This is a genomic window from Pseudarthrobacter albicanus, from assembly GCF_018224015.1.
Taxonomy (GTDB): Bacteria; Actinomycetota; Actinomycetes; order Actinomycetales; family Micrococcaceae; genus Arthrobacter; species Arthrobacter albicanus.
In genome coordinates this window covers 17617-40502 of sequence record NZ_JAGPOT010000039.1, presented here as the reverse complement: position 1 = coordinate 40502, position 22886 = coordinate 17617, and the positions used below count along the sequence as shown (strand labels likewise).

At 68.0% G+C, this 22886-nt stretch carries 19 protein-coding genes; 10 read left to right on the top strand and 9 right to left on the bottom strand.

Annotation, left to right across the window (positions count from 1 at the left end; genetic code table 11):
* Positions 1-211 precede the first annotated feature (211 nt).
* Positions 212-2563, top strand: a complete 2352-nt coding sequence (locus tag J9611_RS10515; protein WP_211879969.1) for an FdhF/YdeP family oxidoreductase — start codon at positions 212-214, stop codon at positions 2561-2563.
* A 156-nt stretch (positions 2564-2719) separates the two neighbouring features.
* Here the strand turns inward: J9611_RS10515 and J9611_RS10510 are convergent, their stop codons facing one another.
* Positions 2720-3037: a DUF6457 domain-containing protein gene (locus tag J9611_RS10510; RefSeq protein WP_211879968.1), complete on the bottom strand. Its 318-nt coding sequence runs from the start codon at positions 3035-3037 to the stop codon at positions 2720-2722.
* The gene (locus J9611_RS10505) at positions 3034-4023 is read right to left on the bottom strand and encodes an AraC-like ligand-binding domain-containing protein (protein WP_211879966.1); all 990 of its coding nucleotides are present in this window, start codon (positions 4021-4023) and stop codon (positions 3034-3036) included. The genes J9611_RS10510 and J9611_RS10505 overlap by 4 nt, the downstream gene beginning before the upstream one ends.
* 195 nt (positions 4024-4218) lie before the next feature.
* Here J9611_RS10505 and J9611_RS10500 point away from each other — a divergent pair, with 195 nt between their 5' ends.
* The 8 genes from J9611_RS10500 (at position 4219) to J9611_RS10465 (ending at position 11936) form a co-directional block, all read left to right on the top strand.
* On the top strand, positions 4219-5463 hold the full coding sequence (locus tag J9611_RS10500) for an acyl-CoA dehydrogenase family protein (protein WP_211879964.1): 1245 nt from the start codon (positions 4219-4221) through the stop codon (positions 5461-5463).
* Entirely contained in the window at positions 5460-6029 is a 570-nt protein-coding gene (locus J9611_RS10495) for a flavin reductase family protein (protein ID WP_211879962.1), read from the top strand. Before J9611_RS10500 ends, J9611_RS10495 begins: the two co-directional genes overlap by 4 nt.
* A 72-nt stretch (positions 6030-6101) precedes the next feature.
* The gene (locus J9611_RS10490; RefSeq protein ID WP_246527640.1) at positions 6102-7061 is read left to right on the top strand and encodes an alpha/beta hydrolase; all 960 of its coding nucleotides are present in this window, start codon (positions 6102-6104) and stop codon (positions 7059-7061) included.
* 2 nt (positions 7062-7063) lie between these two features.
* Positions 7064-7315 (top strand): hypothetical protein, encoded by a 252-nt coding sequence (locus J9611_RS10485; protein ID WP_211879961.1) that lies wholly within the window; start codon positions 7064-7066, stop codon positions 7313-7315.
* A gap of 58 nt (positions 7316-7373) precedes the next feature.
* Positions 7374-9170, top strand: coding sequence for an FAD-dependent oxidoreductase (locus tag J9611_RS10480; protein ID WP_211879959.1), 1797 nt, complete (start codon positions 7374-7376; stop codon positions 9168-9170).
* 2 nt (positions 9171-9172) lie between these two features.
* On the top strand, positions 9173-10249 hold the full coding sequence (locus J9611_RS10475) for a maleylacetate reductase (protein WP_211879957.1): 1077 nt from the start codon (positions 9173-9175) through the stop codon (positions 10247-10249).
* A gap of 47 nt (positions 10250-10296) precedes the next feature.
* Complete coding sequence (locus J9611_RS10470; protein WP_211879955.1) at positions 10297-11226, top strand: hydroxyquinol 1,2-dioxygenase; 930 nt, start codon at positions 10297-10299, stop codon at positions 11224-11226.
* Positions 11227-11237: 11 nt separating this feature from the next.
* Positions 11238-11936 (top strand): molybdate ABC transporter substrate-binding protein, encoded by a 699-nt coding sequence (locus tag J9611_RS10465; protein WP_211879953.1) that lies wholly within the window; start codon positions 11238-11240, stop codon positions 11934-11936.
* A 32-nt stretch (positions 11937-11968) separates the two neighbouring features.
* Here J9611_RS10465 and J9611_RS10460 read toward each other — a convergent pair whose 3' ends face one another.
* Complete coding sequence (locus J9611_RS10460) at positions 11969-12676, bottom strand: glycine betaine ABC transporter substrate-binding protein (RefSeq protein ID WP_307857073.1); 708 nt, start codon at positions 12674-12676, stop codon at positions 11969-11971.
* 393 nt (positions 12677-13069) lie between these two features.
* On the opposite strand from J9611_RS10460, the gene J9611_RS10455 reads away from it, so the two are divergent.
* The gene (locus tag J9611_RS10455; RefSeq protein WP_211879950.1) at positions 13070-16105 is read left to right on the top strand and encodes an AfsR/SARP family transcriptional regulator; all 3036 of its coding nucleotides are present in this window, start codon (positions 13070-13072) and stop codon (positions 16103-16105) included.
* Here J9611_RS10455 and J9611_RS10450 read toward each other — a convergent pair.
* The 6 genes from J9611_RS10450 to J9611_RS10425 form a co-directional block, all read right to left on the bottom strand.
* Complete coding sequence (locus J9611_RS10450; protein ID WP_211879948.1) at positions 16029-16952, bottom strand: NADase-type glycan-binding domain-containing protein; 924 nt, start codon at positions 16950-16952, stop codon at positions 16029-16031. The genes J9611_RS10455 and J9611_RS10450 overlap by 77 nt on opposite strands.
* A gap of 283 nt (positions 16953-17235) precedes the next feature.
* Positions 17236-17805, bottom strand: coding sequence for a phage tail protein (locus J9611_RS10445; RefSeq protein WP_211879946.1), 570 nt, complete (start codon positions 17803-17805; stop codon positions 17236-17238).
* Between the two features lies 1 nt (position 17806).
* On the bottom strand, positions 17807-19756 hold the full coding sequence (locus J9611_RS10440; RefSeq protein WP_211879944.1) for a putative baseplate assembly protein: 1950 nt from the start codon (positions 19754-19756) through the stop codon (positions 17807-17809).
* Entirely contained in the window at positions 19756-20169 is a 414-nt protein-coding gene (locus J9611_RS10435; RefSeq protein WP_211879942.1) for a GPW/gp25 family protein, read from the bottom strand. The genes J9611_RS10440 and J9611_RS10435 overlap by 1 nt, the downstream gene beginning before the upstream one ends.
* Positions 20170-20214: 45 nt before the next feature.
* Complete coding sequence (locus J9611_RS10430) at positions 20215-22038, bottom strand: VgrG-related protein (protein ID WP_211879940.1); 1824 nt, start codon at positions 22036-22038, stop codon at positions 20215-20217.
* Entirely contained in the window at positions 22025-22879 is an 855-nt protein-coding gene (locus J9611_RS10425) for a CIS tube protein (RefSeq protein ID WP_211879938.1), read from the bottom strand. Before J9611_RS10425 ends, J9611_RS10430 begins: the two co-directional genes overlap by 14 nt.
* Positions 22880-22886: the final 7 nt, after the last annotated feature.

Genomic DNA, 22886 nt, shown 5'->3' with positions numbered 1-22886 from the left:
GTGCAGGTGGTGACCCCCGGAAAACTTGGAATTACCCTCGAAAAAACTTGGAATGACCTGCACGGGCTGTCCCCACCAGGGTTCAGCGGTGGCGGATTGCTTGCGGCAGTCCGGGCAAGCTGGTAGGCCTGTAACAGGCCTGCAAGCAGGGCGCATAGCGGCAGAGCGGCGCCATCGGGTCCCGGTGGTGTTTTCAGAAGGGAAGTTCACGGTGACCCGCAAGAATCCTCGGATCGAGGAAGTTGACGAACAGGATATCGAGGCCGGAGACGGACCGAAGAGCTGGGCAGCCGGCATCCCCGGGGTCCTGCATTCGATGATGCCCGCCGTCGAGCACATGGGGCTGGACCGAACGCGCAGGACGGTGCTGAAGATGAACCAGAAGGACGGGTTCGACTGCCCCAGCTGCGCGTGGCCGGACCCGCACCACCGCAAGGCGTTCGAGTTCTGTGAGAACGGCGCCAAGGCCGTCACCTGGGAGGCGACCCCCGTGGTGATCGCCTCCCACTTCTGGGCGGAGCATTCCGTCAGCGAGCTGCGGAGCCGCTCCGAGTACTGGCTGGGCATGCAGGGCCGGCTCACGGAGCCCGTCCACAAACCTGCCGGCGAGGACCACTACAGGCCGGTCAGCTGGGACGAGGCGATCCGGATCATCGGCACCAAGCTCAAGAGCCTGGACTCCCCCGACCACGCGGCCTTCTACACCAGCGGCCGGACCTCGAATGAGGCCGCCTTCCTGTACCAGCTCTTCGTCCGCGGCTACGGCACCAACAACCTGCCGGACTGCTCCAACATGTGCCACGAATCCTCCGGCTGGGCCATGGGGCAGACCATCGGCATCGGCAAGGCCACCGTCAGCTTCGACGACTATGCCATGGCGGACCTGATCATCATCATGGGCCAGAACCCGGGCACCAACCATCCCCGCATGCTCACCGAGCTTGAGGCGTGCAAGGAAAACGGCGGCCGGATTGTGGCCGTCAACCCGTTGCCCGAGGCCGGGCTGCGGCGGTACAAGAACCCGCAGAAGGTCAAGGGGATCGTCGGCCACGGCACGCAGATAGCGGACCAGTTCCTGCAGATCCGGATCGGTGGAGACATGGCGCTGCTGCAGGCGGTCTCCAAGCGCGTGCTCGACGCCGAGGCCAGGAACCCGGGGACCGTGCTGGACCACGCCTTCCTGGCGGAGCACTGCGAAGGGCTCGAAGAACTCACCAAGCACCTGGCCGAACTCGACGAACGGGCCGTGCTGGAGGCCACGGGCCTGCGCACCGAGGATATCGACGAGCTCGCGGACCGCTATCTGAAGGCGGAAAGGGTCATCATCACCTGGGCCATGGGGCTGACCCAGCAGAAGAAGGCCGTGGCCACCATCAAGGAGATCATCAACCTGCTCCTGCTGCGCGGCAACATCGGCAAACCGGGCGCCGGCGCCTCCCCGATCCGCGGGCACAGCAACGTCCAGGGCGACCGCACCATGGGCATCTGGGAGCAGATGCCGCAGTCCTTCATGGAGGCCCTCGGCAACGAATTCGGCTTCGAGCCGCCCCGCGAACACGGCACGGACGCCGTCGAGACGATCAACAGAATGCGCGACGGCGGCATCAAGGTCTTCATGGCCCTCGGCGGCAACCTCGTGGCGGCCATCTCGGACACGCACGCCGCCGAGGCCGCCATGGAACAGACCGAGATGACGGTACAGATCTCCACCAAGCTCAACAGGTCCCACACGGTGACCGGCGCGGAGGCGCTGATCCTTCCGACCATGGGCCGCACCGAGATCGATATCCAGGAGTCCGGGCCCCAGTTCGTGTCGGTGGAGGACACCGTCTGCGCGGTCCATCCCTCCTGGGGCAGCGTCGAGCCCGTCTCGCACACCCTCCTCTCGGAGCCGGCCATCGTGAGCCTGCTCGGAAAGGAAGTCGTCGGCAATAGGATCAACGCCGACTGGGACGGCTTCGAAAAAAACTACGACCTCATCCGCGACCACATCTCACGCGTTGTGGCCGGCTGCGAAGACTACAACGAACGGATCCGGCAGGAGGGCGGCTTCATCCTGGCCAACGGGCCGCGGGATTCCCGCACGTTTCCGACACCCACCGGCAAGGCCGTCCTCACGGTGAACGAGCTCGAGCATATCGAGCGGCCGGTAGGGACGCTGATCCTGCAGAGCATCCGCTCCCACGACCAGTTCAACACCACCATCTACGGGCACGACGACCGCTACCGGGGCATCAAGAAGGGCCGCCACGTCGTGTTCGTCAACCCGGAGGACATCGCCGAGCTTGGCCTCGCCGACGGGCAGTACGTGGACATCCGCGGCGAGTACCAGGATGGCGTGGAGCGCATGGTCCGCAAGTTCCGCCTGGTCTCCTACCCCACCGCCCGCGGCTGTGCGGCCGCCTACTACCCGGAATCCAACGTCCTGGTCCCGCTGAACCATACGGCCGAAGGCAGCAACACCCCGGTTTCCAAGGCGGTCATCGTCCGTCTCGAGCCGAGCCCGGACCAGACACCGGACGCTGCCGAGCGGGTGACGCCCGGGGCGGCCCAGGCGCGGTAGGTATCCGACGCTCCGCGGGACATGCCCAGCCTTGCCCGCGGCCACTGGACATAATGCCACCATGTCCATCCCCGGCCCCGTGGGGAGGGCATGTCCCCCGGGGCAGAGAATCTGTTCCGGCGGCGCTTGTCCGCGGGTCGTTGCTGGGCCTGGACCCTACTGCGCCGTCTTGGTCCAGCCCTTTTCGTCCGGGCCGCCCGACTCGCCGTGCCGGCACAGTCCAATGACCTTCTCGGCAGCGGCGTGCACGGCCTCCTGTGAGCCTTTCCGGCCATGGGTGGACGCAGCGCCCGCCGCGTACCCGACAATGAACGCGCTGATGGCTCCGGCGTTGGGGCTCACGGCCTCCGCAGACTCGTTCGCGACGTCGACGATCTTCTCGTGGTCGACGTCCAGATCGAGGATCTGCAGGGCCTGGATCAGGCGGGCGCTCCAGTGCCGCAGCGAGCTGTCTTCCTCCCGGGATAACGTCATGGCTTCTCCTTCTTGTGGGGTCCGTGAACTGCCGGTCTACCCTCTTTCAGCGCCGCGGCCCGGTATTCCGCGGGTGCCTGGCCCATCGCTTCTTTGAAGAGCTGGCTGAAATAGGACTGGTTCTTGAACCCGTTGCGGTGGCTCACGACGCTGACAGGGCTGTCGGCCAGGCGGGGGTCGCGCAAGTCCCGGGCGCAGCGGTCCAGCCTGCGGGTGCGCATCCAGGATCCTACGGTCTCGCCGGATTCGGCAAAGATGGCGTGCAGATAGCGGACCGAGACGAAGTTCGCCGCGGCGATGCGGCCGGGCGTGAGGTCCGGGTCGTGAAGCTGCGCGTCGATGTACGCGGCGATGCTTTCGAAGCGGACGCGCTTCTGCCCCGCCGGTTCGGCGCTGACGGTGGCGGCCAGCTCATGGCGCATCATCGTGGACGTCAGGTCCACCGCGTTGTGGAGCGTCAGCATCTGCAGCTCAGGTGAGAGAGTGTCCACCACCGAGTTCAGGCCGCCCAGGAGCCCGGCCATCGCCGGCCCCAGCCCCGAACGGCTGTCCAGCCGTTCCGCGACCAGGTCCGCGATCTGGAGGGTCGACAGCGTGACCAGGGACTGCGGAAATTTCAGGAACAGGATGTTGAATCCCGTCGGAACAACGATCTCGACGGGCCGCGCGGTCTGGTAGAAGCCGAAGTCCCCCGGCCCCAGCTGCGCCTGCCGGCCGTCCTGGATGATGTATCCCTCGCCGCTGAGGACGTGGCAGAGGACGAGCGATCCCGCGTCCTCTGCCACGCGCTCCGCCCCGCGGCGTGCTGCATGCCCGGACGCCTCGATCTCCGCCAGATGGATGCCGCCCTGGCTGCGGTTCCGTATCCGGGCTGTGAAGGACTCGGGCTGGTCGGTTTCCATGTCCAGCGCCAGGAGGGCCGACGAGACCATGGCACCCCAAGACCCCGGGTCCTTGGCCTGCTCGGCGAAAACCCGTGGCGCCATTGCCCGATTATTCAGGATTTTGCTCATTCAACGTCTCTTCTGCGGTCCGGGCCGCAATGCGTGTGACTACCAGCCTGAATCACACCTGCGAATGTGTTCGCTGTCACAACATTGGTGTGCACTCCATCGTATCCAAGGTGAGCCGGATCACGCATACATTGCAATGACAGCACCGTAACAAGCCAGGAGCAATAAATGTCCCAGACACTTTTGGAATCGACCGCTTTGGAATCGACAGGCCGCCTGCACGTCAGCGACGACGTCCCGGCATTGCTGGTCCGCATCGACGAAATCACCCCGCTGCTGAAGTCGCAGGCGGATGAGAACGAGGAACTCGGGCGCCTCACGGACACGGCTGTCCAGGCCCTCCACAACTCCGGCGTCTTCCGCCTTGGCATCCCCCGCGAGCTCGGCGGCTACGAGGCATCCCCCCGCCAGGTCATCGAGGTCATCGAGAAGCTATCCTGCGCCGACGCTTCCACCGGCTGGGCCGTGATGGCCCTGCAGATGATCACCGGCACCACCGCCGCCTACCAGGGCAAGGACGCCACGGATGAGCTGTTCGCCAACGGCGGCTACCACCTGATGGCCGGCCAGGGCACCCGGATGGGCCAGGCAAAGAAGGTCGACGGCGGCTACCTCCTGACCGGGTCATGGAGCTTCGCCTCCGGCCTGCCGCACGCCAGCCACATCCACACGGCCGCCGTCGTGCTGGAGACCGGCCAGCCCCTGGTCTTCACGCTGCCCAAGGAACAGGCCACCATCGTGGACAACTGGGACGTCATGGGCCTCAAGGCCTCCGGCAGTATCGACTACAGCTGCGAAGACCTGTTCGTGCCCGAGTCCTACACCTACGACGTCACCACCAAGGAGAGCGTCTATGGCGGCGCCCTCTACCGGATGGGGCTGGCCAACATGTCCGGCATCAACCACGCCGGCTGGGCGCTCGGCGTCGGACGCCGGATGCTCGATGAGATGAAGGCGCTCGCCCAGAAGAAGTCCGGGGCCCCGGGCGCCAGCGTCGACACCGACCAGTTCGCCGCCGAATACGCCAAGGCCGAGGCCACTCTTCGCTCGGCCCGGGCCTTCGTGTTCGAGGTCTGGAGGGACAACGAGGCCACCCTGGACAGCGACGAACTGCTCTCCGCCGAACAGGAAACGCTGACCCGCCTCGCACTGAACAACGCCACCTGGTCCGCCCACGAAGTCTGCATGACTGTCTACAAATGGGCGGCGACGGCGGCCCTCCGGCACGGGGACCTGCAGCGCTTCTTCCGCGACATGCACGCCGGGACGCAGCACATGACGTCCGGCCCGGTCGTGCTCCAGGCCTGCGGCCGGATGCTCTCGGGCCTGGCCAAGGACGCCGAATGGGTCTTCTTTTCCCTCGCTGAAGAAGCGCCGGCTGAAAAGGCATCGGCCACGGAGGCCGGGAAATGAGCGCCGCAAACGCAGCTGTTTCCATCCCGTCCCCCGCCAGAGTCGCCAGCGTCGGCTCCGGGGATATGCTCTCCGCCGACGACTTCAAGGCCGCCTTCCGCAACCACCCGGCCGGCGTCGCCGTGATCACCGCGGATGCCGGGGACGGCCCCGTGGGGCTGACCGCCACGTCCGTCATCTCCGTCTCGGCAAGCCCGGCACTGCTGGTCTTTTCCCTCTCCGCCTTCTCCTCGACGGCCCCCTCTCTGGCCCGGGCCGAAACCCTTGTGGTCCACCTGCTGGGCGCGGACCAGATGGGACTGGCCAAGACGTTCTCCACGAGCGGGATCGACCGCTTCGCGGATACGTCCAGCTGGTCCCGGCTGGTGACCGGCGAGCCGGTCCTGCACGACGCCCCGACCTGGCTGCGCGGCCGGATCGTGGACCGGATGCAGGCCGGCGACTCCACTGTGGTGGCCGTCCAGGTGCTGCAGGCCTCGGTGGCGGAACCGGCATCCGAGGCCAGCCCTCTGGTCTACCACAACCGTGCCTGGCACCGGCTCAGCGGGCTATCCGCGATCAGCTGACAGGCCGCCGTCGTACGTTCTGTTCAAAACCACTACTCAGCACACCGCCGACATCTCAAAGAGGAGAATCCAATGGCACTTGACGAAGCAACTACCGCGTTCCTGACCGAAATGGCACAGGCCGCCGGACCGGATGCCAAACCCCTGTGGGAACTGTCCGCCGCGGAAGCCCGGATCGCCGGCAGCGGGCTGAAGGACCTCTACGGCCCCGGCCCTGAGGTGCACAACATCGAAGACCACACCCTGGCCGGCTACGACGGCGGGCAGTTCCACGTCCGGGTCCTCGTCCCCAATACGAAGCCGAACGCCGTGCTCGTCTACCTGCACGGCGGCGGCTGGGTCCTGGAAGACATCGAAGGCTACGAAACCCTCGGCCGCCAGCTGGCCACAAAGTCCGGTGCCGCCGTCGTCCTGGTCAACTACAGGAAAGCGCCCGAGTACCCGTTCCCGACGCCGGTCGAGGACGCCTGGACGGCCCTGCAGTGGGCTGCCGACAATGCCGAACGGATCGCAGGGGCCCGCGTGCCGCTCTTTGTCGCCGGTGACAGCGCGGGCGGAAACCTCGCCGCCGTCACGGCCATCCGCGCCCGGGACAATGGCGGTCCGGAGCTCGCCGGCCAGGTGCTGCTCTACCCGGCGACGGACTCGGACTTCACCCGCGCTTCCTATCTCGCACCGGAAAACCAGTCCTTCCTCACCACAGAGTTCATGCACTGGTTCTGGAACCACTACGTCCCGGAGCCTGGCGCACGCACCAATCCCGAGGCGTCGCCGCTCCGGGCGGAGTCGCTCGCGGAACTTCCGCCCGCCCTGGTGATCACGGCCGAGCACGACGTGCTCCGCGACGAAGGCGAGGCATATGCCGCGCGCCTCGAAGAGTCCGGCGTCGACGTCGAACACCACCGCTGGCCAGGGCAGATGCACGCATTCTTCTCCATGGTCAACGTCCTGCCGGCCAGCGCCGAGGTCATGGACCTCTTCGCCGACGCCCTCCGCACCCGGGCCGGCTCCGCCGCCAGCACTGCGCGCTGACCATGTTCGCCAGCATCAGGATCAGGACGCGTTCAGCGGCTGGGAACGCCATCCGGGGCTGCACCGCTTCAATCAGTGCAGCCCCGCGCCGCACGGCGTCGAACGGCACGCCGCCGGACAGCACGCCGCCGGACAGCACGCCGCCGGACAATACAGGGCCCGCCACCTGGCCGTCCCGGCCGGAGGCCATCTCCGCCTCCGCGTGGGAAGGCCTCTACGACAGCAGCGGCCAGGGCAGCTCAGCGCACGAATAGGGTTCCCGGTTCACTCAGCTCCACACCTCCGGCCTGCGGGCCGTACCGAAGGAAAACAATGGTTATTTTCAATGACGGGGTCGCCGAGACGGCGCTCCCGGACGCAAGCATCGTCCACACGGAAGTCCTGATCGTCGGGTCCGGGCCGGCTGGTTCCTCGGCCGCACTGTTCCTGTCCAGCCTGGGTATCCCGAACATCATGATCACCAAGTACCGTTGGACGGCCAACACGCCCCGGGCCCACATCACCAACCAACGCACCATGGAGATCTTCCGCGACCTGGGGATCGAGGACCAGGTCCTGGCCGACGCCACCCCGCACGGGATGATCGGCGATACCGTGTTCTGCACGTCCATCGCCGGCGAGGAGATCGGGCGGATCCTTAGCTGGGGAACCCACCCCGCACGCCACGCGGACTACGAGCTGGCGTCCCCGTCCCTGAACTGCGACATTCCGCAGACATACCTCGAGCCGATCCTGGTCAAGAACGCCACCGTGCGTGGCACGCAGACGCAGTTCTCCACCGAATACCTCTCGCACAGCCAGGACGACGACGGCGTGAGCGTGCGCGTGTTGAACCGGCTCACCGGCCATGAATACACCATCCGGGCCAAGTACCTGATCGGCGCCGACGGGGCCCGGTCCAAGGTCGCCGCGGACATCGGGCTGCCGTACGAGGGGCAGATGGACATTGCCGGGTCGATGAACATCACCTTCAAGGCGGACATCGCCGGACTTGTGGGCCACCGGCCCTCGGTGCTGTACTGGGTGGTCCAGCCAGGATCGAACATCGGCGGCATCGGGGCGGGCCTGGTGCGCATGGTGCGGCCCTGGAACGAGTGGCTGATCGTCTGGGGCTTCGACATCAACGAAAAGCCGCCCACGGTGACCGATGAGTCCGCGGCGCAGATTGTGCGGAACCTGGTCGGCGTTCCGGACCTCGACGTGGAGATCACGGGCACGTCCCTGTGGGGCAACAATGAGCAGTACGCCACGCGGCTGCAGGCCGGGCGCGTGTTCTGTGCCGGCGACGCCGTGCACAAGCACCCGCCGAGCAACGGGCTCGGCTCCAACACCTCCATCCAGGATTCCTACAACCTGGCCTGGAAGATCGCCGCGGTCCTCAAGGGCCAGGCCGGCGAGGAGCTGCTGGAAACCTACACCGCGGAGCGGGCCCCAGTGGCGAGGCAGATCGTGACCCGGGCGAACAAGTCCGGCCGGGAATTCGGCCAGCTCTTCGAGGCGCTCGGGATCGACAAGGCCGAGACCGCCGAGGAGATGCACGCCCTGATCGAGTCCCGCAAGGACAACACCGCCGAAGGCGCAGCCAAGCGTCAGGCCATCCAGGCGGCCATGGAAATCAAGAACTACGAGTTCAACGCCCACGGCGTGGAACTCGGCCAGCACTACGACTCCTCCGCCGTCGTCGGCGACGGGACCGGCAAGCCCGCGCCGGTCCGGGATCCCGAACTTTATTACGAAGCAACGACACATCCCGGCGGCCGGCTCCCGCATGCCTGGGTGGGCGACAGCAGCCGCAAACTCTCCACCCACGACCTCGCCCCCTACGGGCAGTTCACCGTCATTACGGGCCCCACGGGCGCGGACTGGGCCCCGGCCGCGCAGAAGGTCAGCGACCGGCTCGGCGTCGCCGTCGGTTCCGTGGTGATTGGCCCGGGACAGGACGTCACCGACCTGTACTTCGACTGGGCGAAACTGCGTGGCGTGGCGGAAGATGGTGCCGTGCTGGTCCGTCCGGACAAGCACGTCGGCTGGCGCGCCGACCGCTTGCCGCACGATCCGGAAGGCGCCCTCTACGGGGCCGTCGCCGCAATCCTGAACCGGGAGAACTGACGATGAGCCTTTCCTTTGACCATGTGACCCTGGGCCAGCGTGTCCTGTTCGGCACCGGTGCCGCCGCTGAGAACCTCGCCGCGGAGGTCGCCCGGCTGGGCGCGTCCCGGGTGATGGTGATCGCCTCGGACTTCGAGACACCCACGGCCCAGGCCGCCGCGGCCGGCATCGAGGTCGCGCTCTGGCACCACGACGTCGTGATGCACGTCCCCATCGAAACGGCGGAGAAGGCCCGCGCCGCCGCGGCCGGGCACGGCATCGACCTGCTTGTGTGCGTCGGCGGAGGCTCGACGACGGGCCTCGCCAAGGCGATAGCGATGACCTCCCGCCTGCCGATCATCGCCGTGCCCACCACCTACGCCGGCTCCGAGGCCACCAACGTGTGGGGCCTGACCGAAGCATCCCGGAAAACCACCGGAGTGGACGACGCCGTCCTGCCCGTCACGGTGATCTACGACGCGGCACTGACGCTGTCCCTGCCGGTGGACATGTCCGTCGCCTCCGGGCTGAACGGCATGGCGCACTGCATCGACTCGCTGTGGGCCCCCCGGGCGGACCCGATCAACGCCGCCCTCGCCGCCGAAGGCATCCGCGCCCTCAGCCAGGGACTGCCGCTCATCGCCGCCGACCCGTCCGGGGCCGGGGGACGCGAACAGGCCCTCTACGGCGCCTACCTGTCCGCCGTGGCGTTCGCCTCTGCCGGGTCCGGGCTGCACCACAAGATCTGCCATGTCCTGGGCGGCACGTTCAACCTGCCCCATGCCCAGACCCACGCCACAGTGCTGCCCTACGTCCTGGCCTTCAACGCCCCCGCAGCGCCCGACGCCGAGGCCCGCATCGCCGCAGCGTTCGGCGCCGCCGGCGCGCTGACGGGACTGCAGGAGCTCCGCAAACGCCTGGACGCCCCCAAGGCACTGTCAGATTATGGCTTCACCGCGGACGGGATCGCCGAGGCCGTCGCCGTCGTGCTCCCCGCCGTCCCGGCGTCCAACCCGCGCCCCGTCACTACCGAAAACCTCACCGCTCTGCTCCGCGCGGCCCTGACCGGCGAAGACCCCCGGGTCCTCCTGGACCTCTGACCCCGACCCAAACCCCTCGCACCCGCCCCGATTTCCAGGAGGACACCATGCCCGGAACCACCCAAGCCAACCAGCCGCACCCCAGCATTAGCCCCGAGCAGGCCGCCGTCGAACAGCAGCTCGTGGACACCGTCGTCGCGTCCTTCGACAAAACGGAAGACCCCCGCCTGAAGCAGCTCATGCAGGCCCTGACGCGGCACCTGCACAACTTCGTCCGCGAAGTCCGGCTCACCGAGGACGAATGGACTGCAGGGATTGAATTCCTCACCGCGTCCGGGCACATCACCGACGACAAACGCCAGGAATTCATCCTGCTCTCGGACGTCCTGGGCCTGTCCATGCAGACCATCGCCATCAACAACCCGGCCTACACCGGCGCCGCCGCCGCCACCGAGGCCACCGTCTTCGGCCCCTTCTTCGTCGCCGACGCCCCCGAGATCCCCCTCGGCGGGGACATCGCCGGCGGCGCGGCAGGCCGGCCCTGCTGGGTCGAGGGCACCGTCACCGACACCGAAGGCCGCCCAGTCCCCGGTGCCCGGATCGAGGTCTGGGAGGCCGACGAAGACGGCTTCTACGACGTCCAGTACACGGACCAGCGTGTGGCCGGACGGGCCCACCTGTTCGCCGACGAAAACGGGAAGTACTCATTCTGGGGACTCACGCCCACCCCGTATCCGATCCCGCACGACGGACCGGTCGGCAAGATGCTGGAGTCTGTTGGCCGTTCCCCGGTCCGCGCCTCCCACCTGCATTTCATGGTCACCGCCGACGGCCTGCGGACCCTCGTGACGCACATCTTCGTGGAAGGCGATCCGCAGATCGAGATCGGCGACTCAGTCTTCGGCGTCAAGGACTCCCTCATCAAGGACTTCACCGAACAGCCCGCCGGCACCCCCACCCCCGACGGCCGCGACCTCGGCGGCCAGGCCTGGGCCCGCACCCGCTTCGACGTCATCCTCGCCCCCGCCCGGAACTGAGACCCGAGACCATGACCGAACACCCCGCCCTGACCCTGTTCTGCGCCGTCGCCCTCCGGGGCGCCGTGGAACATGCCCTCCTGCCCGCCTTCACCCGCGACACGGGAATCGCCGTTGAGGCCCGCTTCGCCCCGACCAGCGCGCTGGTCCAGGAGATCGACGCCGGTGCCCGTCCCGACGTCGTCCTCGGCATCACCGCCGCCCTCGAGCGCTTCGCCGCCGCCGGAATCCTCGACGCCGGGAGCCTGACACCGCTGGCGCAGGCCGGCATCGGCGTCGCCGTTCCCCCCGGCGCCGCCCTCCCGGACATTGCCACCGTGGAGGCGCTCACCGCGGCGCTGACCGCGGCCCGTTCCGTGGCCTACTCACGGAACGGGCCCAGCGGCATCTACTTCGTGAAGCTGCTCCAGGAACTCGGGATCGCTGGACAGGTCACCGAAAGCGCCACCGTTGTCGATACAGGATTCACCGCGTTGGCGCTGCTCGATGGCAGGGCAGACCTGGCCATCCAGCAAATGAGCGAACTCCTGTCCGTCCCGGAAGCCGAAATCGCCGGCCCGCTCCCCGACAAAATCCAGCACTACACGGCGTTCTCCGCCGGAACCGCACCAGGCACCGGCAGGCACGACGCCGGGGCGCTGGTAGCGTTCCTGGCCGGGGAGCCGGCCAAGGCCGCCTATGCCGCCGCCGGGCTCGAGCCGGCCGGCTGAGGGGCTGCGCGCCGGGCTATGAGGACCGGATTTTATGGTGCCCCGGTGAGGAAGCCCTGCTCCTTCATCCATTCGAAGGCGACATCCGCCGGCTCCTGACCGTCGACGTCGACCTTCAAGTTCAGGTTGCGCATCGTCTGATCCGTCAGCAGCGGGGAAATCTGCGCGAAAATCCCTTCAAGCTCGGGGCGGGCGGCCAGGGTCTTGGAATAGAACACTGGCGCCACGTTGTAGGCAGGGAAGAACTTCTTGTCATCGGTGAGCACGGTCAGGCCCAACGCGTCGATCCTGCCGTCCGTGGCGAATACCTCGCCGAGGGTGCACACACCGTTGTCCGTGGCACTGTAGACGGCGCCGACGTCGTATAGCCCGATGTTGCGCTCCGGCACGCCGGAATCGGAGCCGCGGTCCAGGCCGTAGTGCTTGAGCATCGGGCCGAAGCCGTCGGGCCTGGAGTTGAACTCCGGCTCGACGCAGAACGTCCGCTGGTCAACCGGCAGCTTGGCGATGTCGGACAACGTGCTCAGCCCGTACTTGGCGGCCGTCTCGTTCGTTACGGCGAGGGCATAGGTGTTGTTCAGCGGGGCCTTGGCGCCCCAGGTCAGGCCGTTGCCCAGGTCCTCGTCATGGACTGCCTGCCACTGCGCGTTCTGCTCAGGGATCCCTGACGGGTGCCCCATGAAGGACAGCCATGCGGTACCGGTGTACTCCCTATTTCCGGGCCGCCTGGTGCCGGCCATCGTTACAAATAACGATACAAATATCGTGGAGAACCGTGCGGTCGAGGCAACGTCCCGGCGTGATATCACAGGAGCCCGTCGCCAGACTGCCGCGGACGAGGGCCAACGACGTTCTACCTCTTGAGGGTTGCGGGTGACCACAAAGCATGCCGGATAGGTATCGTTCGAGGTCCCTTCGGGCCAGAAAACAGCGTGAGACATGTCCCGGTCCGCCCGTGTCCCGCGGGTGCCGGGGCCCTGAATGGTCCGTCTCACCGGCCCGCCGAATTTTCGCGGAAAGCGGCCAAATACTCGATACGCTGGACGAATGCGCCCTACACTATAAGCCACGCTGGGACCCAATCCTTCCGGGGGAAGCAGGACGGTATGCCAGGCACACAGCATGGAAATTGCATGAAGGGGCCGGAAGTCACAGGCCTCGTGCGGCCCCGCCTGATCCCTGACTTTGACGGCACCTCCACCGCGCGGCTCGGGCTGGTGATCGCACCGCCCGGGACCGGCAAAACGACTCTCCTGGCGCAATGGGCGGCGCAACGGTCCAGCACCGTGGCGTGGTACCGGTCGAGTCCGCGTGACGCAAAGCCGGGCCGGATGCTCGCCCGCTTTGCCGCCGCGCTCGCCATGGCTGTCGACGACGAATCCCCCCGCTCCTTCCCCGACCTGGAGCTGTTGGCCGGGCGGCTGGAAAGGCCGCTCGTCTTCGTCGTGGATGACCTGCATGCGCTGGCGCATACTTGCGCGGAGTCCGAGCTGGAGCGTCTTCTTGCACTCAACTCGCCTCAGGTGCATTTCCTCGTGGGCAGCCGCCGCCCGCCGCTGTTTAATCTGGCCAGGTCCGAACTGCCTGCTGCCGTCACGGTTTCCGGTGACGACTTGCGCTTTCGCGCCGCTGAGGTTGATCAGCTCTTCCGGAACACGTACAAGCAGCCCCTGAGTTCCGCCGGCACCCTGAACCTGACGCTAAGGACGGATGGCTGGGCGGCCGCGCTGCACCTCTTTCACCTTGCGACAAAGAACCGATCCTCCGTGGAACGGCGCCGGGCAGCTGAGTCCCTCGGCCCGGCGTCGCGGTATGTCCAGGACTACCTGACACACCATTTCCTGACTGGAGTCTCCGAGGACATGGAAGTGCTGCTTCGCCGCAGCTGCCTTTTCGACGTGCTGACACCGTCCCGCTGCGACGCGCTCCTGGAAGGCGGTGACAGCCGGCAGTTGCTGCTCCGGCTTGAGCAGCTCGGCGTCATTTCGAGCGAGGACGACGGCGCAACGTTGCGGGCCCCTGAGGTGCTGCGGCAGTACTTCGCCGCCACGCTTGACGACACGCAGCACAGCTGCCCGGACGGCACCCGTGGGCAGGCCGCGGGGATCCTTGAACAGGAGGGGGCCTTCGGCGCCGCCCTGCGGGTGCTTGCCGACGGCAAGGACTGGGACCACGTGCGCAGCCTTCTGCAACGGGCGGGAAAAAATGCCGTGCAGCCTGGCGCTTGCGAATGGGCTGCCCTGGTTCCCGGGCCGCTGCTGCGGGAGGACGCCGGCTGTACGGTGGCCAGGTCGCGGCAGCTGCTCGATGACGGATGCGCCGCAGCCGCCTACAGAACCGCCGCGGGGGTCCCTGCGCTGACCAGTGACCCCGGCTGGCTCGCACTGGCGCGGGACCTTCATCAGAGCGCCGCCGTGTGGGCCGGGGACGCGCCTGCCACGGGTCCGGGACCGGCGGGCAGCCTGCGGGAAGCGACCCACGGGAACCCTGGCGGGGTGGCCCGGTCGAGGGGTGCCCCCCGGCGGCCCCAGGAATTCCTGGCCGACGGGTTATCCCGTCTCCTTGCCGGCGATCAACGCTCATCCCTCCTGGCGCTGCGGCGGTGTGCCGGGCGGCTGGACGACGAACCGGGGGCTGCACTGGCGGCGCAGCTTGCGCTGGCTGTCTTTGGACCGGAATCGGACCCCGACGGTCCTGCCGCGGAACTGGACGCCGTGCAGCGGCAGGCTCAACGGCGCGGCTTTACCTGGCTGGCCCGCCTGGCACGGGGTGTCCAGGCCGCACTCCCCGGCACCCCGGGCTGCCAGGACGCCGTCCGGACCATCATTGACAGCTGCGAGCAGCGGGGTGACGAGTGGGGCGCGGCATTGGTCGCCGCTTCCGCGGCTCTCCTGCGGTTGCGCGCCGGACGCCCGGACACCCGGGGTTTTGACGCCATCGCGGTACGCTTCCGCAGACTTGATGCGGGCGCCCTGGAAGCCTGGGCACAGTCGGCGCAGGCCCTCGTCAGTGCAACCCTGGGCCTGCCGGGAGCCGCCGAGGAGGCGCGGACTGCGGAGGCCTTCGCCCGGGCCGCAGGAGTTCCCGGTGCGCTTGCAGTCGCTTATGCGGCCATGGCCCTGCAGCGGCCGGAACACTACCGGGAACTGATGCATGCGGCCCGTGAGACCGGCACGTCTGCGGGGTTGGTCTGCCGTCCGTGGACGTGGATGGCAATGGAACCGCATATCCGGGCAATCCAGCACACCCCGAAACCAGGTCCGGGGACGGGACCCGCGGAATCCGCCGGCCGGGACCGGGGCGGCCGTGTCGGCCGTGTCGTTGAGGCAGTGCCCGGTGCGACGCTTCCGTCCCTCCAGGTGGGCTGTTTCGGCGGGTTCGCACTGCGCAGCGACGGTATCGGCGTGGACCTGTCCAAGGTGCGGCCGCAGGCCAGGACAGTGCTCCGGATTCTTTCGGTGAACGCCGGCCGCCCGGTGCACCGGGAACGGCTTGCGGGGATACTGTGGGCAGATCTGGATACCGCCTCGGCGCTGCACGCCCTGCAGGTGAGCGTGTCCAGTCTGCGGGGGGCCCTCCAGCCCGAGGGACAGGCCGAGGGCCAGCAGCTCCTCGTTCGGCAGGGCGAGGCCTATGCCCTGGTGCTCGGCCACGGCTCGGCCTTCGACCTTGCGGATTTTGACCAGACCCTGCATGATGCCTCGCTGGCACGGTCGGCGGGAGACCACCTGGCCGCCGCCGAAGAACTCCGCCGCGCCGTCCAGCTGTACACCGGTGAGGTGCTCCCGGAAGACGGTCCGGCGGAGTGGGTGACCGACACGCGTGAAAGGTACCGCCTGCGAGCCGCAGAAGCTGCGGCGTCGCTGGCCGGCCTGGAGCTTGTCCTGGGAAACCCTGCCGATGCCACCGCGGCCGCCACCCGGAGTGTCGAGATTGACCCGTGGCGGGACGAATCCTGGCGGACCCTGGTCGAGACGTTCCGCCGCCTCGGGGATCCGGCCGCCGCGGAACGCGCGCAGCGGCGCTACGAACTCATCCTGAACTCCCTGGGCGTTCCGGGGGCCTACGGACTTCCAGGCACGGAGGGCGATGTCACCGCCGGCCGGCGAACTGGACCTCCGCGACGGCCACGGGTGCCTCCGGCGGACCCTTCGATTCCAGGATACTGATCTTCACGGCGGAGACCTGGTCCGCGCCGATGTAGATGCTTTGAGGGGTGGACACGTCCTTCAGGTCAACGGTCCGGGAGGCCTGCCCCCCGTCCGGGCGTATCACCGTGATCTGCACCCTGACCGGCCAGCGTTCCTTGGCGAAGACTTCCGGCACATTCGACGCACCGCCGCTGATGACCACATATGTCAATCGGAACGGCTTGTCGAAACCCGCCTCAAGCTCAGCACCGACATTTCCGGGGACGGCCGCAGCCCAGGAGCGGTCCGAGGTGTGGTCTATGGCCAGTTCCGGACCCCGGCCCGGCGCCTGACTCGTCGCCTTCATGCTCTGGGCGAGGACTTCCGCATCCAGGAGTTCGTCCTGGACGCGTACCACTGCCGCCGCGATCACATCCCGGCCGAGGTAGGCGACGCCGCCAAAAAGCCCCGACACCGCGAGGAATGAAACCGCGCCCGTGGGGAAGCGCCGCTGGTTCCGCCGCTTGGGTCTGGTTCCTGCCGGCAGTGCCGGCCGTTGCCGGCGGCTAAGGAGCCGTCGCCACCAGGGCGGGTTGGGCACCACGGCGGCTTCCGTGAGACTGGCCGCGCAACGCCGGCAGAAGTTGCGGTCCGGCTTGTTGCCCGCCCCGCACCGGCCGCAGATCAGCTCGCCCGGAAGCGGCCGCGGTTCATCCTGCGGCGGAGCCTGGCGTGGAGCCGGAACAGCCCGCTGGCCGGGTTTGACCTCGGCCGGGCCGGCGCCGGGGAGGACCCTGGGGCCCGCTGCTTCCTTGATCCCCGTGCTTTCGGCTGCATCCCCTCCGGCGCGGCCCGCCAGATGGGCCCCGCGCGCCGGGCGGTTCACCCGGCCCGAGTCCCAACTGTCCCCGGGCGGGGTACTTGGCGCGGTACCTGACGGGACACCGGGCGCGGTATCCGGTGCATGGCCCCGCGGCACGGGAACTATGGGCAGCGGCGCCGTTGTCACGGCGGGACCGGGTCCCGGCCCGGCCGCCAGGGTCGGGCGTTTTTCCTCCCTTCCGGCGGGCGCCCGCTGCCAGACGAGATAGGCTCCGCAATTGCTGCAGAAGCTCTCGCCGTCGTTATTGCGGGCACTGCAATCTCCACAAATCAGCACGGTGGGCTCCTCAGGAATCGTCAGCGCCAGGGACCACTCCGGGCACTATTTCCAGGGTGTGGGGAACATGGGCCGGCTTCACGGCATTGATGATTCCCTCCAGGCGGCGGAGGTTGACGTCCTCCCGGGCGGCGGCGTACACCCGGATGTGCAGCGTCGCGGCGGCCCGGCCCGGGAGTTCGGCACCTGCGGTCGAGGACCATGCGGCGCCGCCGCTGTCTTCAACCTGAACGTCCACGACCCCTCCGACGGCGAGCCTGACGGCGTCGGCCACCCCCGGGACGGTGCCGCGGCGCCGGTGGATCGTTGCCGCGTGGGCAACCACGTCGCGGCGCCGTGCCGGGGACCACGACTCGTCCAGCCGCACGCCCACCCACTCGGCCAGCAAGTTGAGGAAATCGTCGGGGGCCAGCCGGGGATCAAGGTAGGAGCCGAGTCCGTCCAGCGTCGTGAATACCGGGGCCAGGGCGTCGTCGAACGCCATCAGGAACCGCTGCAGGAAAGCGTCTTCCTGCAGCACGGCCGGCAGCCGGGCGGCCAGGGGTACCGCGCTGGCCAGTCCCGGAACCATGCCACGCATCTCAGGCCCCTTCCGTCACGCGGACCTGATGTTCAAAGGAAAACACCAGTGCATTCCGTTCCAGTTCGATCCGTTGCAGCGGCTCCCCGCGCCGTCCGGTGATGGGATCGGCAGCGAACACCAGCACTTCGTCGACGATTTCGGTTCCGGCCAGCCTCTGAAGCACCGCATGAACCTCGCCTGCATGCACGGGACGGCCGAACGGCCATCCGTCGCCGTCCGGGCCGCCGCGGATCGGATCAAAATACTCGTAGAGCGCGCGCAGGGCATCGCGCTTCAGCGTCTCACGCGAGACCCTGGGGCGTGCGGTGAGGTGGGCGACGACGGTCACACCGCGGTAGTAGGGTGGCTCCACCAGGACCCGGGCGCCCACCGGCCGGCGTTCGTCAAGATACGACGCAACCTCGGAGAGAGTCTCCTCGTCCGGCACCAGGTCCTCGAACGTCAGCCGCTGCTCTTTGTCCGGGACGGCAGCAGGAACCACCAGCACCCTCACGCCGCCGGCTTCGTCCGGCCCGGTGGCCGGAATGCACCGTACCCGGGCAATGTCCGGCGCGGCGCGTTTGGCCAACTGCTCGTAGTCCTCGGCGGTGATCGCCCTGTCCCTGGTCCGCAATGCCAGCGGTCCCCGTTCCTTGGCCTGTTCGATGGTTTCCGGCGCTACCCCGCCGTGGGCGGCGCGGCGGTTCTCTACGCTGTTGACGAAGGGAATGCTGGACCGCAGCACTGAGAGTGCCCGGGCAGCGACGTTTCCCTTGGGGCCCCCACCCGTGCGGTACTGCGGGACCCGGACGGGGGCCCCGGCCGGCGGCACGGCCCCGTAGTAGCGCAAGGACCCGTCGGGCTCGCGCACGGCGGGTGGAAAGTTGACGATGCCCGCCGTACGGTCGATCGCAATGACCCGGTCATCCGGGCCGCATCCCGCGAACGAGTCCACTTCGGTCCAGGAATTCCAGCCGGAGCCGGAGGCGATTTCCACCACGAACGCCTCGCCGCCGGGCACCACGGGACGGCGGCCCAATTCGAACGACTGTCCCGGGACGCCTTCGGACAAACCGATGACCTCGTCTGCTATCGTCTCGGCGTGGACGGCCGGAACCGAGCCGCCGATCGTGAAGGCGCTCGCGGAATGCACGGTGGGGGAAGCACTGTAGGGCGGGTAACCGGAGGCCGGGTCCACCACGCGGCAGCGCAGCCAGCCCGCCCGGACTCCGCCCAGCAGCGAGGCCGTGTGGGTGTGCGGCACATGGATGACGACGTCGCCGGACCGGTTCAGTCCGCCGGTCCCGTCGCGGTCCAGATCGCAGGAGGCCCACCCTGCGCCGTCCCATGCCTCCCACACCAGCGGCGGGTTGCGCGGGTTTACTCCCACGCCCCTGACCTCGCACTCAAGGCGCAGGACCACCGCGCAGGAGGGCGCCTGATCGTTCAAGCCCAGGAGCAGCACATCCCCTGGCACCGGCGGCGTACCGAAGCAGGCGAAGCTCCCGTCCCCGTGCAGGACCTCGCTGTGGGGCACCGGGACCCCGCCGCCGGCCTGCGTCATGACGTGGGCGAGCCGGCGGGGCGGCACGGTCAGCTCCCGCGTCGTGGCGAAGACCACCGCCTCGTCCTCCTCGGTGCGCCGGGTCGAGGCCTCCGTTCCCTGCGGAATGACGACCGCGTCGGGCTGCGGAGCGGACAACCAGATCAGGAGCTCGACGGAGGCGGCCGTCGGCGGATGCAGCGTGACGCCGAGCAGGTCCAGGAACGCGACGTACAGGCGGTCCGGTACCCGGTTGAGCCGGTAGAAGAGCTGGTCAACCATGAACGCGAACGTTTCGATCAGGGTTACGCCCGGATCGGAGACGTTGTGGTCGGTCCACTCCGGGCAATAGTGCGCGACCATGCGTTTGGCGTCGTCGACAAGGTCCTGGAACCGGCGGTCATCGAGGTTGGGTGATGGGAGCATCAGGAAGCGGCCTCCTCGCCGCTGTGCGGAATGACGTAGAAGGGGAAGACAAGGTTCCGGGGGTCGTTGGTTCCCCTGATGGTGTATTGCACATCGATCAGCAGCACCCCGTCGTCGGCCCCGTCGAAGTGGACCAGCACGTTCTCGACGTCGATCCGGGGTTCCCAGCGGTCGAGCGCCACCCGGACTGTGTAGGCTATGTCGCCGGCTGTGGCCGCGTCCGCAGGCGCGAAAACATAGTCGTGCACGGCGCAACCGAATTCCGGGCGCATCGGCCGCTCCCCCGGGGAGGTCGCCAGGATCAGGTGGATGCTCTCCTCGATCTCGCGCTGGTCATGAACCAGCGCGATGCTGCCCGTCCGGTCGGTGCGCAGCGGGAACGCCCAGCCGGCGCCAATGAATTCCTGTCCCACGTCACTGCCTCCTATCGCCGCGCGGACTGCCCATTGCGTCCGGGCTCAGTTGATCCGGACCAGACCGCCCTTGACGGTGGTCGTGGCGCCGCCGGACAGTTCAGCCGTCGCGTCGCCGGCTACCTTGACGTTCGGCGCCGTGAGTTCGGCTGAACCGCTGCCCGTGATCTTCACGGTGGCGCCCGTCAGCTCCAGGCCGGCGGCCGCTTCCACTGTCACTTTTTTGCCCTTGATGACGACCTCTCCCGTCGACGTTGTGACCGAAACATCCTTCTTGGCCGTGATGTTGACGGGTCCTTCGGACAGGATCTCGATTCCGGCGTCCGGTTTCTGTCGGAGCGAGATCTTCTGCTTGCCGCCGTGGGTGCTCACGGTGACTTGTTCGCCGCCGGGCGATTCCAGGAACTCCACCAGCATCCCGGTGCGGGAAACGAAGGCGCGGCGTTGGACGGCGCCGTCAGTGGAGCCGACGTGGTCCGCCCAGGGTTTGTCCGGTTTGTCCTTGCCGTTGAAGAGGCCGCCCAGGACAAACGGCTGCTGGAAGCTGCCGTGGCCGAAGGCGACCAGGACCTCGTCCCCGACCTCAGGGAGGACGACGGCGCCACGCGAGGCGCCTGCACCCGCCTGGACGGTGCGCGCCCACCAGCTCTCGTAGTTGTCGGAGAGGACCGGAAACTTCACCTTGACCCGGCCCTGGTTCTCCGGGTCCTTCGCGGCGGTCACCACGGCGTTGACGACGCCGGGCACGCCGGCAGCCCTGCTGTTCGCACCGGCCGCAACTCCGTAAAGGGAACGCTCGGACTCATGGCTCACGGCGAACGTCGTGAGGTAACCGCTGTCGGGGCTGAAATCGTGCCGGGAGGAGCTCAGCGTGTAGCTTCCGTCGAACGGCTTCCCGGCCCCTTTCAGGGACACCGCGGCCCCGGCCCGCAGTTTGGGATTTCCGCGGGCCACTCCCTCCAGTTCGGCAAACGCCCCGCTCAGGCGGGAGGCGAGGGCAGCCGCGGTGGCCTCGCACTGTGCCGCCTGGTCAAAGGCCGTGGCCGGGGCGACGTAGCGGGGGCTGTCGAACTTCCTGGCGAGCGCCGCCGGATTCACCTCGGGCAGTTTGGCGCTGCGGGTCTTTGCCGGGGCGACGGAGACAATGGCCCGTTTCGCCGCGACGTCCCAGCCCCTGACCTCCACGTCGGGGACCTGGTCGGCGGAGGTGACCGTGCCCCGCAAGGACACGAGGTTCACCCCGCGTTGGATCACCAGGGGCTCGTTTCTCGCCCCGCCGGCATCCGGCGGTGCTGTCGCCGCATCCGTGGACGCGGTGAAGTGCAGCGCACCGCCGGACACGGAAAGGACCACGCCTGCCTCGACGGCCAGCCGGTGCAGGAAGTCCCAGTCGCTGATGCCGTCCTGGGCCACATGCTGCAGCACGGGGCCTTTGGCGTCGATCGTGCCAGCCTTGATTCCGGCGCGCCGGGCCACCTTGCGGACGATGTCCGCGGCGGTGCTCTGCAGGTAGGCCTCGACCCGGCGTCCGCGGAACAGGCGGTGGGAATGGTCCAGGCCCCGGACGATCGTGTACAGGCCGTCGTGGTCCAGTTCCGTTTCGAGGGCAGTGACCTCGCCGGACAGCAGGGGCACCGGGCCTCCGGGACCGCTCTGCTGGACGAGCAGCTTGACGGGCACTCCGATGCTGATCCCCGCCTTGTCCAGCACGGTGGAGTACTCATCGCTGAAGCGGAGCAGGAACAGGTCCGGAACGTTGCTGCTGTCATCGACGTAGCCTGACACAAGCCGTGCGGCGATGTCCGGGGGAAGCGGCTGCCCGGCGACTTCCACCAACAGCATGTTGCTGAATTCTTCACCGTGCGCCACGGAGCACCTCGCGCCCCTCGGTCGCGCCAACCTGCAGGGCTACCGACGGAAGCTCGGCCGCGGCGGGCAGCAGAACGGAGGTGCCGGGCCGCAGCCGCATCGGATCATCTATCCGGTTGGCTGCCGCAACCGCCCGCCACAGGGAAGCGTTTCCGTATTCGTTGTAGGCGATGCCGGCGAGGGTGTCCCCTTCAACCAGGACATGCACGCGTCGGGGCACCAGGCCGCCGGACGTCGGGTTCTGCTTCGGCGGATCCCCTGCTATCTCTTCCAGCGCTACCGTGCAGGTGGCGCGCACGGGAAGTCCTGCAGCAGTGAAGAGGGTGTATTTGACTTGCACGCTGGCTATATAGGACAGCGCCCCGGTCAGCTTCCCCCAGCGGAACAGCACCCACGGCGGCGACCCCTTGTTTAGCTTTAGGGACGCCGGGGTGGGAGTGCAGCAGGAAAACAACTTCTCCACCCGTTTAAGCACGTCATCGTCCTGCTTCGCGGATGCGTCAAAGAACATCTCCAGGGAGAGCTTGGAAGGCATCGGCCCGTTGTACTGCGGCGGCCCCGCCTTCTTGTTGCCCTTGGCAGTGTGCCGGCTCCAGGACGCCGCCTTGCCCAGGGTCAGCTCCTTCGGGTTGAACTGGAATTTGATGCGTCCGATCGGTGGGCCGGCCTTGTCCAGCGAGCCGTCCTTGGACGGTTCGCGGAGTTCCAGGTACGCGTGCGACAGCTTGAGTGCTTCTTCGCCTCCCTGATGGGGAGAGCGGCCGGCAGAGATGGCGGCGGCCGCCGCCGGATTGGCATCTTCCGCGTCCGTCGCCCCTGCAGCCAGTGCGTTGATCGTCATGTTCGGC

Bases quoted from the DNA above. Each gene is read 5' to 3' on its own strand.
- J9611_RS10425 (WP_211879938.1), bottom strand. From the start codon at position 22,879: ATGACGATCAACGCACTGGCTGCAGGGGCGACGGACGCGGAAGATGCC.
- J9611_RS10495 (WP_211879962.1), top strand. From the start codon at position 5,460: ATGAGCGCCGCAAACGCAGCTGTTTCCATCCCGTCCCCCGCCAGAGTC.
- J9611_RS10480 (WP_211879959.1), top strand. From the start codon at position 7,374: ATGGTTATTTTCAATGACGGGGTCGCCGAGACGGCGCTCCCGGACGCA.
- J9611_RS10475 (WP_211879957.1), top strand. From the start codon at position 9,173: ATGAGCCTTTCCTTTGACCATGTGACCCTGGGCCAGCGTGTCCTGTTC.
- J9611_RS10485 (WP_211879961.1), top strand. From the start codon at position 7,064: ATGTTCGCCAGCATCAGGATCAGGACGCGTTCAGCGGCTGGGAACGCC.
- J9611_RS10470 (WP_211879955.1), top strand. From the start codon at position 10,297: ATGCCCGGAACCACCCAAGCCAACCAGCCGCACCCCAGCATTAGCCCC.
- J9611_RS10510 (WP_211879968.1), bottom strand. From the start codon at position 3,037: ATGACGTTATCCCGGGAGGAAGACAGCTCGCTGCGGCACTGGAGCGCC.
- J9611_RS10465 (WP_211879953.1), top strand. From the start codon at position 11,238: ATGACCGAACACCCCGCCCTGACCCTGTTCTGCGCCGTCGCCCTCCGG.
- J9611_RS10490 (WP_246527640.1), top strand. From the start codon at position 6,102: ATGGCACTTGACGAAGCAACTACCGCGTTCCTGACCGAAATGGCACAG.
- J9611_RS10445 (WP_211879946.1), bottom strand. From the start codon at position 17,805: ATGCGTGGCATGGTTCCGGGACTGGCCAGCGCGGTACCCCTGGCCGCC.
- J9611_RS10505 (WP_211879966.1), bottom strand. From the start codon at position 4,023: ATGGCGCCACGGGTTTTCGCCGAGCAGGCCAAGGACCCGGGGTCTTGG.
- J9611_RS10455 (WP_211879950.1), top strand. From the start codon at position 13,070: ATGAAGGGGCCGGAAGTCACAGGCCTCGTGCGGCCCCGCCTGATCCCT.
- J9611_RS10500 (WP_211879964.1), top strand. From the start codon at position 4,219: ATGTCCCAGACACTTTTGGAATCGACCGCTTTGGAATCGACAGGCCGC.
- J9611_RS10460 (WP_307857073.1), bottom strand. From the start codon at position 12,676: ATGGCCGGCACCAGGCGGCCCGGAAATAGGGAGTACACCGGTACCGCA.
- J9611_RS10440 (WP_211879944.1), bottom strand. From the start codon at position 19,756: ATGCTCCCATCACCCAACCTCGATGACCGCCGGTTCCAGGACCTTGTC.